Annotated in this window: 12 protein-coding genes; 5 read left to right on the top strand and 7 right to left on the bottom strand. The window is 60.2% G+C overall.

The genetic code is table 11. From position 1 onward, the window contains the following. Nucleotides 1-11 precede the first annotated feature (11 nt). The 4 genes from feoB to QZL67_RS11295 all read right to left on the bottom strand — a co-directional run bounded on the left by feoB (nucleotide 12) and on the right by QZL67_RS11295 (nucleotide 5,111). The gene (gene feoB, locus QZL67_RS11310) at nucleotides 12-2,018 is read right to left on the bottom strand and encodes a ferrous iron transport protein B (protein ID WP_022290827.1); all 2,007 of its coding nucleotides are present in this window, start codon (nucleotides 2,016-2,018) and stop codon (nucleotides 12-14) included. Then, on the bottom strand, nucleotides 2,015-2,278 hold the full coding sequence (locus tag QZL67_RS11305; RefSeq protein ID WP_022290826.1) for a FeoA family protein: 264 nt from the start codon (nucleotides 2,276-2,278) through the stop codon (nucleotides 2,015-2,017). The genes feoB and QZL67_RS11305 overlap by 4 nt, the downstream gene beginning before the upstream one ends. Nucleotides 2,279-2,469: 191 nt before the next feature. Then, nucleotides 2,470-4,191: a hypothetical protein gene (locus QZL67_RS11300; RefSeq protein ID WP_022290825.1), complete on the bottom strand. Its 1,722-nt coding sequence runs from the start codon at nucleotides 4,189-4,191 to the stop codon at nucleotides 2,470-2,472. Then, complete coding sequence (locus QZL67_RS11295; RefSeq protein ID WP_022290824.1) at nucleotides 4,191-5,111, bottom strand: AAA family ATPase; 921 nt, start codon at nucleotides 5,109-5,111, stop codon at nucleotides 4,191-4,193. The genes QZL67_RS11300 and QZL67_RS11295 overlap by 1 nt, the downstream gene beginning before the upstream one ends. Nucleotides 5,112-5,410: 299 nt before the next feature. Between QZL67_RS11295 and QZL67_RS11290 the strand changes: the two genes are divergently transcribed. Continuing rightward, nucleotides 5,411-6,298, top strand: a complete 888-nt coding sequence (locus QZL67_RS11290) for a helix-turn-helix transcriptional regulator (protein WP_022290823.1) — start codon at nucleotides 5,411-5,413, stop codon at nucleotides 6,296-6,298. Between the two features lie 192 nt (nucleotides 6,299-6,490). Then, the gene (locus tag QZL67_RS11285) at nucleotides 6,491-6,988 is read left to right on the top strand and encodes a helix-turn-helix transcriptional regulator (RefSeq protein WP_022290822.1); all 498 of its coding nucleotides are present in this window, start codon (nucleotides 6,491-6,493) and stop codon (nucleotides 6,986-6,988) included. Nucleotides 6,989-7,075: 87 nt separating this feature from the next. Here QZL67_RS11285 and ygfK read toward each other — a convergent pair whose 3' ends face one another. After that, on the bottom strand, nucleotides 7,076-10,027 hold the full coding sequence (ygfK, locus tag QZL67_RS11280) for a putative selenate reductase subunit YgfK (protein WP_022290821.1): 2,952 nt from the start codon (nucleotides 10,025-10,027) through the stop codon (nucleotides 7,076-7,078). 44 nt (nucleotides 10,028-10,071) lie between these two features. Beyond that, on the bottom strand, nucleotides 10,072-11,415 hold the full coding sequence (ssnA, locus tag QZL67_RS11275; RefSeq protein ID WP_022290820.1) for a putative aminohydrolase SsnA: 1,344 nt from the start codon (nucleotides 11,413-11,415) through the stop codon (nucleotides 10,072-10,074). 291 nt (nucleotides 11,416-11,706) lie between these two features. On the opposite strand from ssnA, the gene QZL67_RS11270 reads away from it, so the two are divergent. The 3 genes from QZL67_RS11270 (at nucleotide 11,707) to QZL67_RS11260 (ending at nucleotide 15,328) form a co-directional block, all read left to right on the top strand. Next, nucleotides 11,707-12,963, top strand: a complete 1,257-nt coding sequence (locus QZL67_RS11270; protein WP_022290819.1) for an immunoglobulin-like domain-containing protein — start codon at nucleotides 11,707-11,709, stop codon at nucleotides 12,961-12,963. An 88-nt stretch (nucleotides 12,964-13,051) separates the two neighbouring features. Then, on the top strand, nucleotides 13,052-14,458 hold the full coding sequence (locus tag QZL67_RS11265) for a sodium:alanine symporter family protein (protein ID WP_022290818.1): 1,407 nt from the start codon (nucleotides 13,052-13,054) through the stop codon (nucleotides 14,456-14,458). A 165-nt stretch (nucleotides 14,459-14,623) separates the two neighbouring features. Next, nucleotides 14,624-15,328: a hemolysin III family protein gene (locus QZL67_RS11260; protein WP_022290817.1), complete on the top strand. Its 705-nt coding sequence runs from the start codon at nucleotides 14,624-14,626 to the stop codon at nucleotides 15,326-15,328. Nucleotides 15,329-15,392: 64 nt separating this feature from the next. Here QZL67_RS11260 and QZL67_RS11255 read toward each other — a convergent pair. Next, the coding region (locus QZL67_RS11255) for a uracil phosphoribosyltransferase (RefSeq protein ID WP_292920353.1) at nucleotides 15,393-15,567 on the bottom strand (175 nt) is incomplete at its 5' end.

The raw sequence follows: 15,567 nt of genomic DNA, 5'->3' as shown, positions 1-15,567 counted from the left end.
GAAGGACCTCCTTATCCCAGCAGCAACAGAATGTGGTATACCAGGAAGGCGGCTACCCAGGCGATGATGCACTGGCTCACCGCTACACCGGCGGCCTTCCAGCCGGAACCAAGTTCCCGCTTGACTGCGGAAATGGCAGCCACACAGGGGGTGTAGAGCAACGTGAAGGCCAGAAAACTGCCGGCTGTGATGGGGGTGAAGAGGGTTCCCAGCGCCGCGACGCTGACCTCGGACCCGGCACCGGTGAGAATGCCCAAAGTGGAGATGACGGACTCCTTTGCGATAAAGCCGGTAATCAGAGCGGTGGACACCCGCCAGTCGCCGAATCCCAGCGGTGCCAGCACGGGGGCGATCCAGGCACCCACAGTGGCCAGCAGGCTGTCGGCGCTGTCGCTGACCAGGTTCAGCCGGGTATCGAAGGTCTGGAGGAACCAGACCAAGATGGTGGCTACGAAGATGATGGTGAAGGCACGGGTCAGGAAATCCTTGGCCTTGTCCCAGCACAGCTGCCCCACGCTCTTGGCGGAGGGGAAGCGGTAGTTGGGCAGCTCCATGACGAAGGGAACGGGGTTTCCTTTGAAGGCCGTGGCACCCAGGACCTTGGCGGCCACGATTCCCACCAGGATGCCGCCCAGGTACAGCCCCAGCATCACCAGGGCGCCGGAGTGGGGGAAGAAGGCGGCTGTGAATACGGTGTAGATGGGGATTTTTGCCGAGCAGCTCATAAAGGGGGTGAGCAGAATGGTCATCCGGCGGTCCCGCTCCGAGGCCAGGGTCCGGGTGGACATGATGGCGGGGACGGAGCAGCCGAAGCCGATGAGCATGGGCACGATGCTGCGGCCGGAGAGGCCGATCTTCCGCAGCAGCTGGTCCATCACGAAGGCCACCCGGGCCATATAGCCGGTGTCCTCCAAAATGGAGAGAAAGAAGAACAGCACTACGATGATGGGCAGGAAACTCAGCACGCTGCCCACGCCGGCGAATACGCCGTCGATCACCAGACTGTGGACCACCGGGTTGAGACCGTATGCGGTGAGGCCCGCGTCCACGGCGGCGGTGAGAGCATCGATCCCGGCGGCCAGCAGGTCGGAGAGAAATGCCCCGATGACATTGAAGGTCAGATAGAAGATCGCCAGCATGATGCCGAAGAAAATGGGCAGGGCCAGATACTTGCCGGTGACGATTCGGTCGATGGCCTCGCTGCGCTGCCGCTCCCGGGACTCCCGGCACTTGACCACTGTGCCGGCGCAGACCTCCTCGATGAAGTTGTAGCGCATATCCGCCAGAGCGGCGTTGCGGTCCATGCCGCACTCGGACTCCATCTCCTGGACGCTGTGTTCGATCAGCTCTTTTTCGTTTTGATCCAGTTCCAGCCGCTCGTCGATGTCAGTGTCTCCCTCAATGAGCTTGGTGGCGGCAAAACGCACGGGGATGTCCGCCTTTTGGGCGTGGTCTTCGATTTGATGGATTACCGCATGGATGCAGCGGTGGACGGGACCGGGGGAGCAGAAGTCGTACACGGTGGGGTAGACCTTGTTTTTCGCCGTGGCCACGGCGATCCGTACCAATTCCTCCACGCCCTCGTTCTTGACCGCGGAGATGGGGACCACGGGGATGCCCAGAGCCTGGGACATGGCCTTGACGTCGATGGTGCCGCCGTTGGCGGAGACCTCGTCCATCATGTTCAGTGCCAGCACCATGGGGATACGCATCTCCATGAGCTGCAGCGTCAGATAGAGGTTCCGCTCAATGTTAGTGGCGTCCACAATGTTGATGAGACCATCAGGTTTCTGATTCAGGATGAAGTCCCGGGTGACGATCTCCTCCGGCGTGTAGGGGCGGATGGAGTAGATGCCGGGCAGGTCCACCACTGTGCAGTCCTTCTGCCCCCGGATAGAGCCGGACTTCTGGTCTACAGTGACGCCGGGGAAGTTGCCCACATGCTGATTGGAGCCGGTGAGCTGATTAAAGAGGGTGGTCTTGCCGCAGTTTTGGTTGCCGGCCAGCGCGAAAATCATGCCTTTGCCTCCTCCACCTGAATTTCACGGGCGTCCTCTTTCCGCAGGGACAGCGCATAGCCCCGGACCCGCAGTTCCATGGGGTCGCCCAGGGGGGCGATTTTTTCCACCCGGACCCGGGTCTTGGGAATCAGCCCCATATCCAGCAGCCGGCACCGCAGAGGGCCTTCGCCGCCTACGGCGGTGATGACGGCCTCGTGGCCGACGGGCCGAGGATCGACGGCCTCGTGGCCGACGGGCAGAGTATCCAGTGTAGTCATAGAAGCCTCCAAAGTTAGCGTATTTTAACTTTATGGGAAAAGTTTATCATAGCTAACTCTTGGAGGCAAGGCCCAAAGCGGCAGAAAAGCGCCTGAAATTTCGCAGCGAAATTGTATAATGTAGAGAAAAAGCAGGCGGGAGAGGCGGTGCGAAAACCGGCGTTCCGAACAAATACGGAACGCCGGTTCGTTTACAGGCTGCGGATCTGATTTTGAATAAGGGTTCCTACCGTGTCGGCGAATTGTTCCAGCGAACGGATGCGGGCGAAATTCCGGCCGTAGATGGTGTGGGCAGCGGGAATATCGTCGTCGTTGCCGGTAAAGACGCAGATTACGGGAATGTCCTGGAAGAGCAGGGAGCGAACTTCCATGGCGGTATTTTCGATGCCGTTGTCCCGGGCGTAGTCCACGTAGGTTCCATCTCTGCAGATCTGAATGACATCGTTGGGCTTGGCGTCAGAGAGCAGGATCACCAGCTTGTGCTCATAGGAGGACGCCTCGATCTCCCGGGCCAGAGCCCGGATGGCAAGGCCGTCCCGGTTGCAGCCGGTAGTGAAGTAGCGGAAGATCCGCTCGTTGCGGTCCTGCTCCTGGTAGTCCCGGTAGCGGGTGAGCACGGTGTAGCCGCTGAGGGAGCAAAAGGAGGTGACCCGCACCGGAATATGGCACCGCGTCAGGGCTTCAGCGATCATATACCCCTGGGCGGCCACCACGGCCTGCCGGTCCACCTGGGAAGAGGAGGCATCCAGCAGCAAATCCACTGCCAGCTGTCCGGGGTCGGACTGCTGGATTTTGGTGAACACCTTGTCATCGTCCAGATAGACGCCCCGCCAGACACGGCCGGGGTCCAGAGTGCCGGAGGCAGTGCGGACCACCGTGGGCTGCAGATAGGCCAGCATGGCGTTGCGAATCCGGGCGGTGAGTCGGACGATGCTGGCCCGGTGGCGGGTCGCGTCCGCCTCGTAGGCCTCCCGGTTTTTCTCTGCCTGCCGCAGGGCGTTTCGGCGCTGAGCGGCGGCATATCCCTTCAAGCGGCGGCCCGGTTCGTCGTCTCCCTGGGTGTAATAGAGGTGGCAGTTTTTGTGCTCACCGGTGCACAGGGACTGCTCCAGCGTCCGCCGCTCTCCCTCGGAGAGCATGGGCGCCCCAAAGTAATCCTGCATGTAGTTGCGCAGAGCCTCTTCGGTCTGGGCCAGATTCCGGTCTGTCAGACGGCGCTGGACCGGTTCTGCGTTGGGGCCGCCGCCCTGTCCGGCCACCAGGTGTTCCCCGTAGCCGAAGCCGAAGGTCCGCACGGCGGGCAGGCCGTCCGCTGCCCGGCTGCGTCCCAGCAAAAACCAGGGACGGCGCTTGCGCAGGGCTTCCTCCTCGGACTGGGTCTTTCCAGGGACGAAGCCGAAGTGGTCGTGGAGAAAGGTCAGCGCGGCCTGCGAGAGTTCCGGCCCGTCCAGCTCCCCGGAAAATTCCAGAGCATCCAGCAGTTTTCGGTCCTCCGCCGTCATGGCAGGGTCCTCTCCCAGTGCCCGGCGGAAATGAGCTTCCTCCAGCCGGGGCAGCAGCTCCCCGTCCCCGATGCCGGCACATTGACTCAGCACCCAGCGGGCATAGCGGCGCCGCAGGGCGGGCAGGGCCAAGCGGCGGGGGGATTCCCGCTGATAGACCGCGTTCTCCAGGCCCAGCCACACCAGCTGTTCATAGAGTGCTTCCTCCCGGCAGCCGTGAAAGGCGGCAAAGAGGGCGTCGATGGTTTCGGGACCGTAGTTTTTCCGAACGGCACCAATGATGCTGTTCCAGTAGAGATCCGCCCGTCCCTCGTCATCATAGGCTTTAAAGTCCGGCTCAAAGTGATAGTCCCCGGCGGCGTTCCAAATCAGGTTCCGGGCCCGGCGCTTCTCACTGTCCAGAATTTCCATCAGGCAAACACATCCCCGTAGTGGATCTCATCCGGCAGGCGGGTGCGGATCACATCCCGCACCAGCTGGCGCTCGAAGTCGTCAAAGGTCTTGTTGACAAGGCCCAGGTCCAATGCACGGTTGCCCTCCAGACCGGTCTGCATCAGATGTACGGCGGCCAGCAGGCCCCGCAGGTCCAGCGGCTTGGTGGACAGTTCTCCGCCGTCGCACTTTTTCTGGATATCCTGGAACAGACCTGCAAACTGCTGGGCATATTCGTCCCGCAGGGCGGGGAACTCCCGCTTGAGCAGTTTTACCAGACCCTCAGTGGTAATGGCGGGCATATCCACCACTACAAAGCGGGAGGCCAGAGCCTCGTTGAGTTCCCGGGTGCCGGCGTAGCCGTAGTTCATGGTGGCGATGAAGCGGGTGGCGTCATGGAGAACGATCCGCTCATAGCCGGGCATATCGATGGTCCGGCGGAAGTCCAGTGTGGCGTGGAGCACGGCCAGAGACTCATTTTTGGCCATGTTGATCTCGTCCAGAACGCCAAAGCCGCCCTTTTCCGCGCACTGGTAGATGGGGCCCTTGCGCAAAGAGACGGCGCCATCCACAAAGGTGTCCGTGCCCAGAAGGGTGGCGGCGTCGGTATTGATGTAGAAGGACACGTCCCAGCTGGGCCGGCCGAACACACAGGCCAGGTTTTCCGCCAGTACGTTTTTGCCGGTGGCCTTGGGACCCACCAGCAGCAGGTTTTCCCCACATAGCAAAGCGGTGGCGGCCTCCTCCCAGACATCCTTGCCGTAATAGAGATACCGGGGCTCCGGGACGCGGCTGCTCAGCGGTCCCTCCACCGGAAAACGCTCCCGGAATTTTTGAATCTCCGCGATGATCCCGGCGCTGATGCCCTCGTCCCGCAGAAAGCCGAACATGTCAAACATTAAGATTCCCTCCTAAACTGCCCGTGCCGTTTCCGGCACCGGACACTGTTATGCATATCAAATTTATCTTACCACGTTTCCGGGAAATGGCAAGAACCTGAAGCGGTATCTGAGCCCCTTTTTGCAGAACGCATTCTTTACGTTTTCGTGTGTAACCAAGGAAGGAGGGGGAAGCGTTTTGACGGGAAATCAGAGGGAAGTTACGGGAATGTTATGTTTGGTTGCGGCATTGTCCGGGCGGCGCGGTGGACTTTCCCGACGGCCTTTGGTAAGATGAGAGCAGAAAAGGAGGAGCTGCCATGACATTTTCGGAAAAGCTGATCCGGCTGCGGAAGCGGGAGAGCCTGAGCCAGGAAGCACTGGCGGAAATACTGGGCGTCTCCCGGCAGGCGGTCTCCCGCTGGGAGCAGGGAACGGCCCTGCCGGACGGGGGAAAACTGCTGCCCTGTGCCCGGCAGTTCGGTGTCAGCGTAGACTGGCTGTTGGATGAGGACCAGGGATGGGAGGACATGGCAGGCACAGACAGCGCATCTGCTGAAGGGAAATCTCCCGCCATCTGCAAAAACTGGCACTGGTATCTCTCCGGTGGAATCGTCGCCGGGGCGGGCGTTTTGGGCATGGTGGTGATGGGAATTCTCAGTTCCCTGTTTCCGGTGGTGCTGACCGAGGCCCCGGTAGGGGTGGAGTGGACCCGCGTTTACACCGGATTGATGGCATTTTTGAAAGGCAATGATGTGGAGTGGCTCTTTGCCCTCTGGGCAGCCACGGCACTGGTTGGGCTTTGGCTGCTGGCCCAGCCTTCGCTCCGGCGGCGGGAGAAGTTCGACAGTCCAGTCTCGCCCTGGTATGCGGCGGGGATCGCGGCAGCGGCGTATGGCTGCGGCCAGACCGCCTGGTGGGTCCAGCAGGGGAAGAACGGAGACATCGCCCTGCTGGCGTTTTTTCTGGCAGCAGCGGCCTTTTGCGTCGTGCGGCTGTCCCTGAGACTGGGGCAGGGACCGGCGGACCGCCGTCGGCGGGAACGGCTGATGCTCCTGCTCTACATCGCCGCTCAGGGAGTCATCCTGCTGCTGACAGCGGAGGCCGGCATCGGCCTGGTGGGGCTGGTGCTCCATGTGGGAGTGTGCCTCTTTTACATGCAGTGGGGGAACCCACAGTACCGGAGTCACTGCTTTTTCAGGCGGTGACAAAGTAATCCGGAACGGATATGCCGGATAAGAGGAGAAACATCAGCGGATGCTTGAGATTTCGGCCTGCCGTAGGGAGAAAATTTGCATGATGTTGGAGAAAAAACGGAGCGAGGAACCTACGGGTACCTCGGGTGCAGTGGACTTTCCCTGCGGCCTTTGGTAAGATGAGGAAGAAAAGGAGGGACTGCCATGACATTTTCGGAAAAGCTGATCCGGCTTCGCAAACGGGAGGGCCTGAGTCAGGAAGCGCTGGCGGAAATGCTGGGGATCTCCCGGCAGGCGGTCTCCCGCTGGGAGCAGGGAACGGCCCTGCCGGACGGGGGAAAACTGCTGCCCTGTGCCCGGCAGTTCGGCGTCAGCGTAGACTGGCTGCTGGATGAGGACCAGGGGTGGGAGGTACAGCGGAGCGAGGCCAAAGGAATGACCGCACATCAGCAGGGGATCGTCCGCACCGTCTCAGGCGCGGTGCTGGGAGCCGGACTTTTTGTGCTGCTGGTATTTTTGGTCGTGGGCTCATCATTGGGTATTCATGTCATTGAGAATGAGAAAGACTACACCGGCGTTGCCGCCTTTGTGCGGTATTACCATGTGGAGTGGCTGCCGATCGTGGCCGGCGTACTGGTGCTGCTGGGAGCGGCGGGACTGGTCTGGTTGAAGCTCTGGCAGTGGTGGCACCAATCCCCATAACCGCCGATGGCACAGGTGGTTTGCTTACATTATAAACAAGGGCGGAGGCCGGAAAACCGGCCTCCGCCCTTGTTTGTCTGAGAAACCTTATCCCAGCAGATAGTTGTACTTGGTCAGCACGGTCAGGATGAATACCTCAATCTCAGCAGGCAGATCGTTCTTGCCGTCCAGATCTGCCTCGAAGACCTTGCCGTTCAGCCGGACCAGGACCTTGTGTCCGCCCAGAGGCAGGAAGCCGGAGTTGTTTACGCTCTCGTCGAAGCCCTCCCGGGTGTAGAACAGGGTGAACTTGTCGCGGTAGGGAGCGGAGTCATAGGGGCAGAAGATGGCGCAGTTGCCGCACTCGTTGCACATTCGGTCCACGTGGAGGATCTGATGGCGGCCGTCAGGCAGTTCGATGACCACGTTGGCCCGGTTGGGGCACACGTCGGCGCAGACCTGGCACACCACGTTGCAGGTCAGGCACCGGTCACCCTCGCACTTGGCGCTCTCACACAAAATGCCCTTCTTGGCGATGGCCTCCGCCCGGGTGGCCACGGCCTTGGCGGGGATGGTGACCTTGTGGGCCTCACCGATGACGGCGTTGGCGAAATACTGGGCATCGGCAATGCCTTCCACCACGGTGGCGGGGCCTCGCATGGCGTCGCCGCCCACATAGACGCCCTCGAGATTGGTCTTGAAATCGGGAATGCCCTTGGCGTCCACGTTGATGCCGTTTCTGGTGAAGATCTCGCTGTCCACCTTTTCGCCCACGGCGGCGATCACGGTGTCGCAGTCAATGGAGACCATCTCACCGGTGGGGACGGGCTTGCGGCGGCCCTTCTCGTCGGGATCGCCCAGCTTCATCTTCTCGCATACCAGCTTGCCGTCCTTCTGCTCTACGGGAGCCACCAGCTCCAGGAACTGCACGCCGTCGGCAATGGCCAGCTCCAACTCCTCGGCGTCGGCGGGCATGTACTTCTTGGTGCGGCGGTAGACCAGGGTGGAGGACTTGGCACCGGCCCGCAGGGCGGCCCGGGCGGCGTCCATGGCGGTGTTGCCGCCGCCGACGACGGCCACGTGCCCCAGAGGCACTTCCTTGCCGGCCTTCATATCCTTCAGCCAGCCGATGACGGGCACCACATTGCCGGGAATGTCCAGCTTGCCGGCCTTCCAGGCGCCCACGGCGAAGAAGATGTGGGTGTAGCCCATGGCCTCGAGTTCCGTAACGGAGGGGGCCTCGGTGTTCAGCTTTACCTCCACGCCCATCTTCTCCATCAGAGCCACGTCCTTCTCGATGGCTTCGTCGGAGATGCGCCAGGCGGGGATCACCTGGCGGACGATGCCGCCCAGGGAGCCGGTGCGCTCAAAGAGGGTGACGGGAATGCCGGCGCGGCCCACAAAGTAGGCGGCGGACATGCCAGCCGGGCCGCCGCCGATGACGGCCACCTTGGCGTTGGTATCAGCGGGAGCGGGGGTCTTGATCTTGGCCATGTAGGTGTCGTAGCCCTTTTCAGCGGCCACCAGCTTGGTGGCCCGGATATTCACCGGCTGGTCGTAGAAGTTGCGGGTACACTTGGTCATGCAGTTGTGAGCGCAGATGGTACCGGTGATGAAGGGCAGGGGGTTCTTCTCGGTAATGAGGCGCAGGGCGGAGGCATACTCTCCCTTGCGGCACAGCTCAATATATTCCGGGATGTCCTGGTGGATGGGGCAGCCGCCCTTGCAGGGTGCGGTGAAGCAGTCCATCAGGGGAACCTTCTCATAGAGCTTGCGGCGGGGCAGGGGCTTGATGGCCTTGACATGGTACTTGTCGGACCGGGCCGCAAGGCTCAGCGCCTCGATGCCGGTGACGTCCACGCCGGTGAAGGGCTTGAAGTCCATGGCGTCCAGCTTGTCGCCGATCTGGGTGAAGCGCTGATAGCCGCCGGGCTTCAATTCCGTGGTGGCCATGGTGATGGGCCAGATGCCGCAGGCAAAGAGCTTGTCGATGTTGAAGGCGTCGGCGCCGCCGGCGTAGGAGAGGCGCAGCTTCCCGCCGAACTCCTTGGCCATCATGGCGGCCATGGTGGTGGTCAGGGGGAAGAGAGACTTGCCCGCCATGTACATCTCCTCACTGGGCAGCTCCCCGGCCTTCACGTCCACAGGGAAGGTATTGGAGAGCTTGAGGCCGAATTCCAGACCGTGGGCATCCGCCAGGGCCTGGAGCCGGTGGAACATGGGCACTGCGTCGCAGTACTGCAGGTCCTCCTTGAAGTGGTGGTCGTCGAAAGCAATGTAGTCATAGCCCATGCCGTCCAGAATGGACCGGGCAGTCTCATAGCCCAGGATGGTGGGGTTGCACTTGACGAAGGTGTGCAGGTGCTTCTTCTCAATGAGGTAGCTGGCGATGCGCTCGATCTCGTCCGGCGGGCAGCCGTGGAGGGTGGAGACCGTCACGGAGCCGGAGACGTGGGGGGTGATGGTGTCGATATAATCGCTCTCACCGGGGAAGAACTCCTTCAAGACGGCGATGCACTCCTGGAAGATGGGCGTCTTGGAGGCGTCTACCATGCCGTCCAGGAAGGAGTTCACCTTCTCGCCCTGGATGCCCGCCAGGTCGTAGCCCACGGACATGTTGAAGACGAAGCCGTTGGGGTCGCCCAGACCGTACACCTTGGACATGATCTTCAGGGCGCACCAGGCCTTCACATATTCCTCAAAGGCCTGCTGGACATACAGCTCTGTGGACCACTCACAGTTGTAGCACTCGTCCTCCGCCAGGATACAGGGACGGTTGATGCAGGCGGCCAGGTCCGCGCCGTCCATCTTCTGGACGGTCTTGAGCTCGAAGAACCTGGCACCGCCGAAGTAGCTGGCGATGATGTTCTGAGCCAGCTGGGTATTGGGGCCGGCGGCGGGGCCGAAGGGGGTCTCGATGGTCTCGCCGAAGATGGGCAGCTTCTTCACGCCTGCCTTGTAGGGACGGTGGACGCCGAAAACGGAGCCCTCCCGCTGGTATTCGGTGGTAACCCAGGTCATCAATTCCCGGAAGGGAATGGGGATCATCAGTTCAGACATACGCTTTTTTCCTCCTCAAAATACTCCTTGCGGATGTGTCTGTCTCAGTACTGGCAGTGATTCAGCTTGCCCCACAGGCGCTTGCTGCTCTCCAGAATATGGGCGTTGACGGCCTCCTCGTCGATCTCCGTGAGGACGCGGTCCTTCATCAAAATCTTGCCGTTGATCATAGTGGTCTGGCACTGGCGGCCGGTCATGCCGAAGAGCATGTGGCCGTCGATGTTGGCGTCGGAGAAGGGGGTGAAGGGCTTATAATCCATGACGATCACATCCGCCGCGGCACCGGGAGCCAGCACGCCCAAGGTGGGGAACCCGGTTCGCTCGGCCATCTTGGCGTTGTTCTTGAAGAGCATGTCCGTCACCTCACACCAGCCCACATTGGGCATGCAGGCATTGTGACGCTGGATGATGAGGGCCACCTTGATGCTCTCCAGCATATCGTTGGTGTAGGCATCGGTGCCCAGCCCCACCAGAATGCCCTTCTTATAGAGCTGCAGGATGGGGGAGCAGCCTACGGCGTTACCCATGTTGGACTCGGGGTTGTTGACGCACATGGTGTCCGTTGCCTTGATGATGTCCATCTCGGCGGTGTTCACATGGATGCAGTGGCCCAGAATGGTCTTGGGGCCCAGAATGCCGTGGTCCTGAAGACGCTGAACCGGCCGGCGGCCGTAGTTCTGAAGGCTGTCGTACACATCGTTCATGCCCTCGGAGACATGGATGTGGTAGCCCACCCGGCCGTTGTTGGCCGCCACCATCCGGTCAAAGGTCTTGTCGGAGATGGTGAAGAGGGCGTGGCCGCCGAACATGGCCTTGAGCATTTCGGAGGGGTTCTTCTCGCAGTAGTCGATGAAGTCCTTGTTCTCCTGAACGGACTGGATGGATTTCTCCTCGCCGTCCCGGTCGGAGACTTCGTAGCACAGGCAGGCCCGCATGCCGAACTCCTTGGTGACCTCAGCGATCTTCATCAGGGAACCGGGAATCTCACAGAAAGAGGCGTGATGGTCGAAAATCGTGGTGACGCCCTGCTTGATGGAGTCGATCACCAGGGCCTGGGCAGAGGCCTTAGTTGCCTCCAGGTCCAGGTTCCGGTCGATGTACCACCACTGGCCGTCCAGCACCTCGTAGAAATTGGTGGGATTGTAGCCGTTGATGGACAGGCCCCGGGCCAGGGCGGAGTAGATGTGGGTGTGGGCGTTGATGAGGCCCGGCATGATGACGCCGCCCTTGGCGTCCACAAACTCCGCCTGAGGGTATTTGGCCTTCAGTTCCGCGGTGGTGCCCACCTCCACGATCTTGCCGCCGTCGGTGACGACGCCGCCGTCGGGATAGTATCCGGTGCCATTAGGGTCCCGGGTGATCACTTTGCCGTTTGCCAGTAAGATCATACAAAAAACCTCCTTCGTGTTTCCCTGTTGCGTGTGGTTTCAAAAAAGAAAAGGCGCTTCAAACCTTCCGGATTTGAAACACCTAACATCCATGAATGATAGGTGTCAGCCCGTGCGCGCAGCACTACGTTGCAGCTATCATCCTTTACTTATGCTTGTATTGTACCGGATGCTCTGCTAAAATGCAAGCAGGGAGGCTGAAAAATTTTCAGCCTTGTTTTGTACACAATGCCAGAAAGCGGGGAACCTTTTCTGGATATTCCCGTCAAAACGGGCAGGAGGTGGCAGGAGATGAGAAAAATTTTGCCAATTTTGGCGGCAGGTCTGCTGCTGTTGAGCGGCTGCGGAGAAGGGGGAGAAGTCCCGCAGCTTGAAGCGGCCGGCGAGCCGTCTGCCGGGGTTTCCGAAGGACTGACCATGGAGCTGGAGCATCCGGTCTATGACCCGTCCCTTACATCTTATACCTATTTTATTGAGAACAACACGGAGCAGAGCGTGGACTTTGGAGAGGCGTATACCCTTCAGCGGCAGACAGACGGAGGCTGGGAAGATCTGACGCTGCGGGAAGATGCCGGGTGGAACGCTGTCGGCTATACGCTGGAACCGGGGAGCACCAAAGCTCTGACCTGCGGATTTTCCCTGTTTGAAGAGGCGCCGGAAGCGGGGGAGTACCGCTTGGTGAAAGAAGTGGGCGGAACCACACTGTACGCGAAATTTTCCTTGGGGGAGAGCCGTTACACGGCGGAGACGCCCTATGGCTATGCACCGCTGGAGGAACTGCCTGAGGAATACGGTATTCCGGACATCGATTCCGATACATCCCAGGAGGGCGGGGACACAGGCGTGCTCTTTACCAGCGGGGCGACCCTGGGTGAGGATCTGATCCCGGCTTTTCTGGAGAAGGTATCCCTGGATGTGCCCTGCCAGCTGCGGACGGTCCAGGCCTACGGGGAGAGCCGTCCCATGGTCATTGACGTGATCTATGAAAACGGTGCGTTTCTCTGGAAAATGCGGGATGCGGGGGAGATCACCCAGCGCCGGTTTTCCTACATTGTCACCGATGGGACGGATCTCTATCTCTCCAATGGCGCCGACTGGGACGCCGGGGAGCAGTATGGGGACAAGCGGGTGTTCCTGGTGCCGCCCATGGCCGGGGAGAAATGGGTATCCGATGTGGAGGCCATGACGACGGACCGCCTGGCGGGAAACACCGCGCGGTACAGCCTCTGGTCCGATGATGGGGTCTGGAACGTCTGCCTGACGGAGGAGCCCACGGCTTTTTCCGTCAGCCGGCAAAAGGCGGGAGAGGGAAGCTGGGGCAAGCGCTTCGACCTCCAGGACTGGGACGGCATAGAGACCTCCATCACCGGGATCAGGTGGCAGGCGGACGGCGTCCTGCTCCTGACCTGTGAGACTGTGGACGGTGGGGCCAGCAGCCTGCTCTTTGATGTGGAGACGGCGGAGCTGCAGACGCTCTCCAGCGGCACGCCCAGACAGGAGACACAACTGGAGAAAACGGCGGAGGATACAGCTCCGCCGTTTTTTTGAACCATTTGAAAAATAAAATTGACAAGAAGGTATCCTTTCTGATATGCTGAAAAAACTGTAAAAAAATAAAAGAGAAAGGAATTGTTTCATGCTGGGAGACTTGATCGGCACCTTGAGCAACTACCTTTATACCTACATCCTGGTGATCCTGCTGATTGCGGCGGGATTGTATTTCACTGTCCGGACGCGTTTTATCCAGTTCCGTATGGTGCGGGAGTCCATCCGCGTGGTGGGAGAGCGCCCGGAAAAGGAGGGCGCGGTTTCCTCCTTCCAGGCACTGATGGTCTCCACGGCGTCCCGGGTGGGTACCGGCAATATCGTGGGCATCTCCACTGCCGTGTGCCTGGGCGGCTATGGCGCGGTGTTCTGGATGTGGCTGATCGCCATCATCGGCGGCGCCTCCGCCTTTATTGAATCCACCCTGGCCCAGATCTACAAGCGCCGCAATCCGGAAACCGGCGAGTGCTACGGCGGCCCTTCTTATTACATTGAGGCGGCGCTGCACAGCCGTCCGCTGGCGGTGGTGTTTGCCATCACACTGATTTTGACCTATGCCGGCGGCTTCAACATGGTGGCGTCCTATAATCTTCAGTCCACCTTCGCCGGATATTCTTTTTATGATCCCGCCACCACCCCCTGGGTGATCGGAGCGATCCTGGCGGTTTTGGTGGGGTACTGCCTCATGGGCGGCGGCAAGCGGATCATGAAGGTGACCTCCACGCTGGTGCCGTTTATGGGCGGTATGTACGTGTTGGTGGCGCTGATCGTGGTGGTGCTGCATATCCAGCTGCTGCCTCAGGTATTGGGCCGCATCTTTTCCGAAGCTTTTGACTTCCAGTCGATCTTCGCGGGCTTTACCGGCTCTGCCATGATGTACGGTATCAAGCGGGGCCTTTTCTCCAACGAGGCGGGCGTGGGTTCTGCTCCCAACGCGGCGGCGTCTGCCCATGTGAGTCACCCGGCTAAGCAGGGCCTGGTGCAGATGCTCTCCGTGTTCATCGACACGCTGCTGATCTGTTCCGCCACGGCATTTATGCTGCTGTGTTCCGGTGTGGAGCCCACCAAAGGCCTGGAAGGGGCACCCTACGTGCAGGCGGCGCTGCAGAATGTGTTCGGCGCCGCGGGCCCGGTGTTCATCACGGTGGCCATGGTGCTTTTTGCCTTCACGACGCTGATCGGCAACCTCTATTACGTGGACAATGCCCTCAACTATATTGTGGGCCGCGTGCCTGCCCGGGAATTTATGGTGCTTTTCCGCATCAATGCCATGATTGTCATTTTCATCGGCGCCGGCCAGAGCATTGATCTGGTGTGGAACCTGGCGGATGTGCTGATGGGGCTGATGGCGCTGATCAACCTCCCGGTGATCCTGATCCTGGCCCGTCCGGCGCTGGATGCCATGAAGGATTACGCCGCTCAGCGCAAAGCGGGAAAAAACCCTGTTTTCAAAGCCAAGCACATTGGCCTGGAGGGAAAAACCGAATACTGGCAGTGACAAAAGAGGACGCATATGCGTCCTCTTTTTTTGTGAAAAATTTCAGGGCATGTTTGCAGTAAATTTACAAAAACTACTTGAAACGCGAAACGAAACCGTATAATATAGTTTTCGAAATTAAATTCAACGCTGAACCGGGAAACCGGAGAACCGAGGAGATACGTTATGCGAACAGCGTCCATTGCAAATCAAGATTGTCTGAACAGACTCCGTTCCGTGCGAAAGGCCCGCTTTCGGGCCATGAACGAGCCGCCTCATCTGACACTGGCGGAGGAGATTTTCAACGCCGTAAGCCACGGCGCGGGGGCCCTGGTGGCGGTGGCGGGAATGGTGCTGCTGCTGGTGCAGTCGGATACGGGGATGAAGATCCTGGCCTCCTGTGTGTACGGCATCAGCCTGATCTTCATGATGACCATGAGCAGTGTCTACCATGCCATGCGCTCCGGGTCCACCGCCAAACGGGTGTGCCGCCGGTTTGACTATGTGTCCATCTATCTGCTGATCGGCGGCACGTTTGCCCCGGTGCTTCTGGTGTATGTGGGAGGGGTTCTGGGCGTCACGCTGTTTTGCGTGCAGTGGGGCGTGATTTTGCTGGGTGTGACGGCGGTGGCCGTGCTGGGGCCGGGCCGCTGGCGTCCGCTGCATTACACGCTTTACTTCCTCATCGGTTGGAGCGGGCTGATGTTTATCCCGGATTTCTGGCAGAACAACCGCCTGCTGCTGTGGTTTATCCTGCTGGGCGGCATCGCTTATACTCTGGGGATGATCCCCTTTGCCCGGAGCAAAAAGTACGATCACTGTGTCTGGCATCTGTTCGTGCTGGCGGGAGCCGCGCTGCAGTGGCTGGGAATCTATTTTTGCATTTATTAAAAAGAAAAAGTAAGCTGCCGCGGGAAATTTCCCACGGCAGCTTGTTTCTTGTAAGCAGAACGGTTTATTTGGTACCGAAGATCCGGTCACCCGCGTCACCAAGGCCCGGCACAATGTAGCCGTGCTCATTGAGCCGCTCGTCCACGGCGCCGCAGTAGATGTCCACGTCCGGGTGGGTCTCCTGAATGTGGCGGATGGCCCCCCGGGCGGGCAGAACAACCCTGGGCTCTGAATTCCGG

Origin of the sequence: Oscillibacter sp. CAG:155 (assembly GCA_000436875.1) — a bacterium.
Lineage (GTDB): Bacteria > Bacillota > Clostridia > Oscillospirales > Oscillospiraceae > Oscillibacter.
The sequence above is the reverse complement of the archived record's forward strand: the minus strand, read 5'-3'. Positions and strand labels throughout refer to the sequence as shown.

Coding starts and splice junctions, on each gene's coding strand:
- QZL67_RS11270 (WP_022290819.1), top strand. CDS start 11,707: ATGAGAAAAATTTTGCCAATTTTGGCGGCAGGTCTGCTGCTGTTGAGC.
- feoB (WP_022290827.1), bottom strand. CDS start 2,018: ATGATTTTCGCGCTGGCCGGCAACCAAAACTGCGGCAAGACCACCCTC.
- QZL67_RS11285 (WP_022290822.1), top strand. CDS start 6,491: ATGACATTTTCGGAAAAGCTGATCCGGCTTCGCAAACGGGAGGGCCTG.
- QZL67_RS11260 (WP_022290817.1), top strand. CDS start 14,624: ATGCGAACAGCGTCCATTGCAAATCAAGATTGTCTGAACAGACTCCGT.
- ssnA (WP_022290820.1), bottom strand. CDS start 11,415: ATGATCTTACTGGCAAACGGCAAAGTGATCACCCGGGACCCTAATGGC.
- QZL67_RS11305 (WP_022290826.1), bottom strand. CDS start 2,278: ATGACTACACTGGATACTCTGCCCGTCGGCCACGAGGCCGTCGATCCT.
- QZL67_RS11300 (WP_022290825.1), bottom strand. CDS start 4,191: ATGGAAATTCTGGACAGTGAGAAGCGCCGGGCCCGGAACCTGATTTGG.
- QZL67_RS11265 (WP_022290818.1), top strand. CDS start 13,052: ATGCTGGGAGACTTGATCGGCACCTTGAGCAACTACCTTTATACCTAC.
- ygfK (WP_022290821.1), bottom strand. CDS start 10,027: ATGTCTGAACTGATGATCCCCATTCCCTTCCGGGAATTGATGACCTGG.
- QZL67_RS11295 (WP_022290824.1), bottom strand. CDS start 5,111: ATGTTTGACATGTTCGGCTTTCTGCGGGACGAGGGCATCAGCGCCGGG.
- QZL67_RS11290 (WP_022290823.1), top strand. CDS start 5,411: ATGACATTTTCGGAAAAGCTGATCCGGCTGCGGAAGCGGGAGAGCCTG.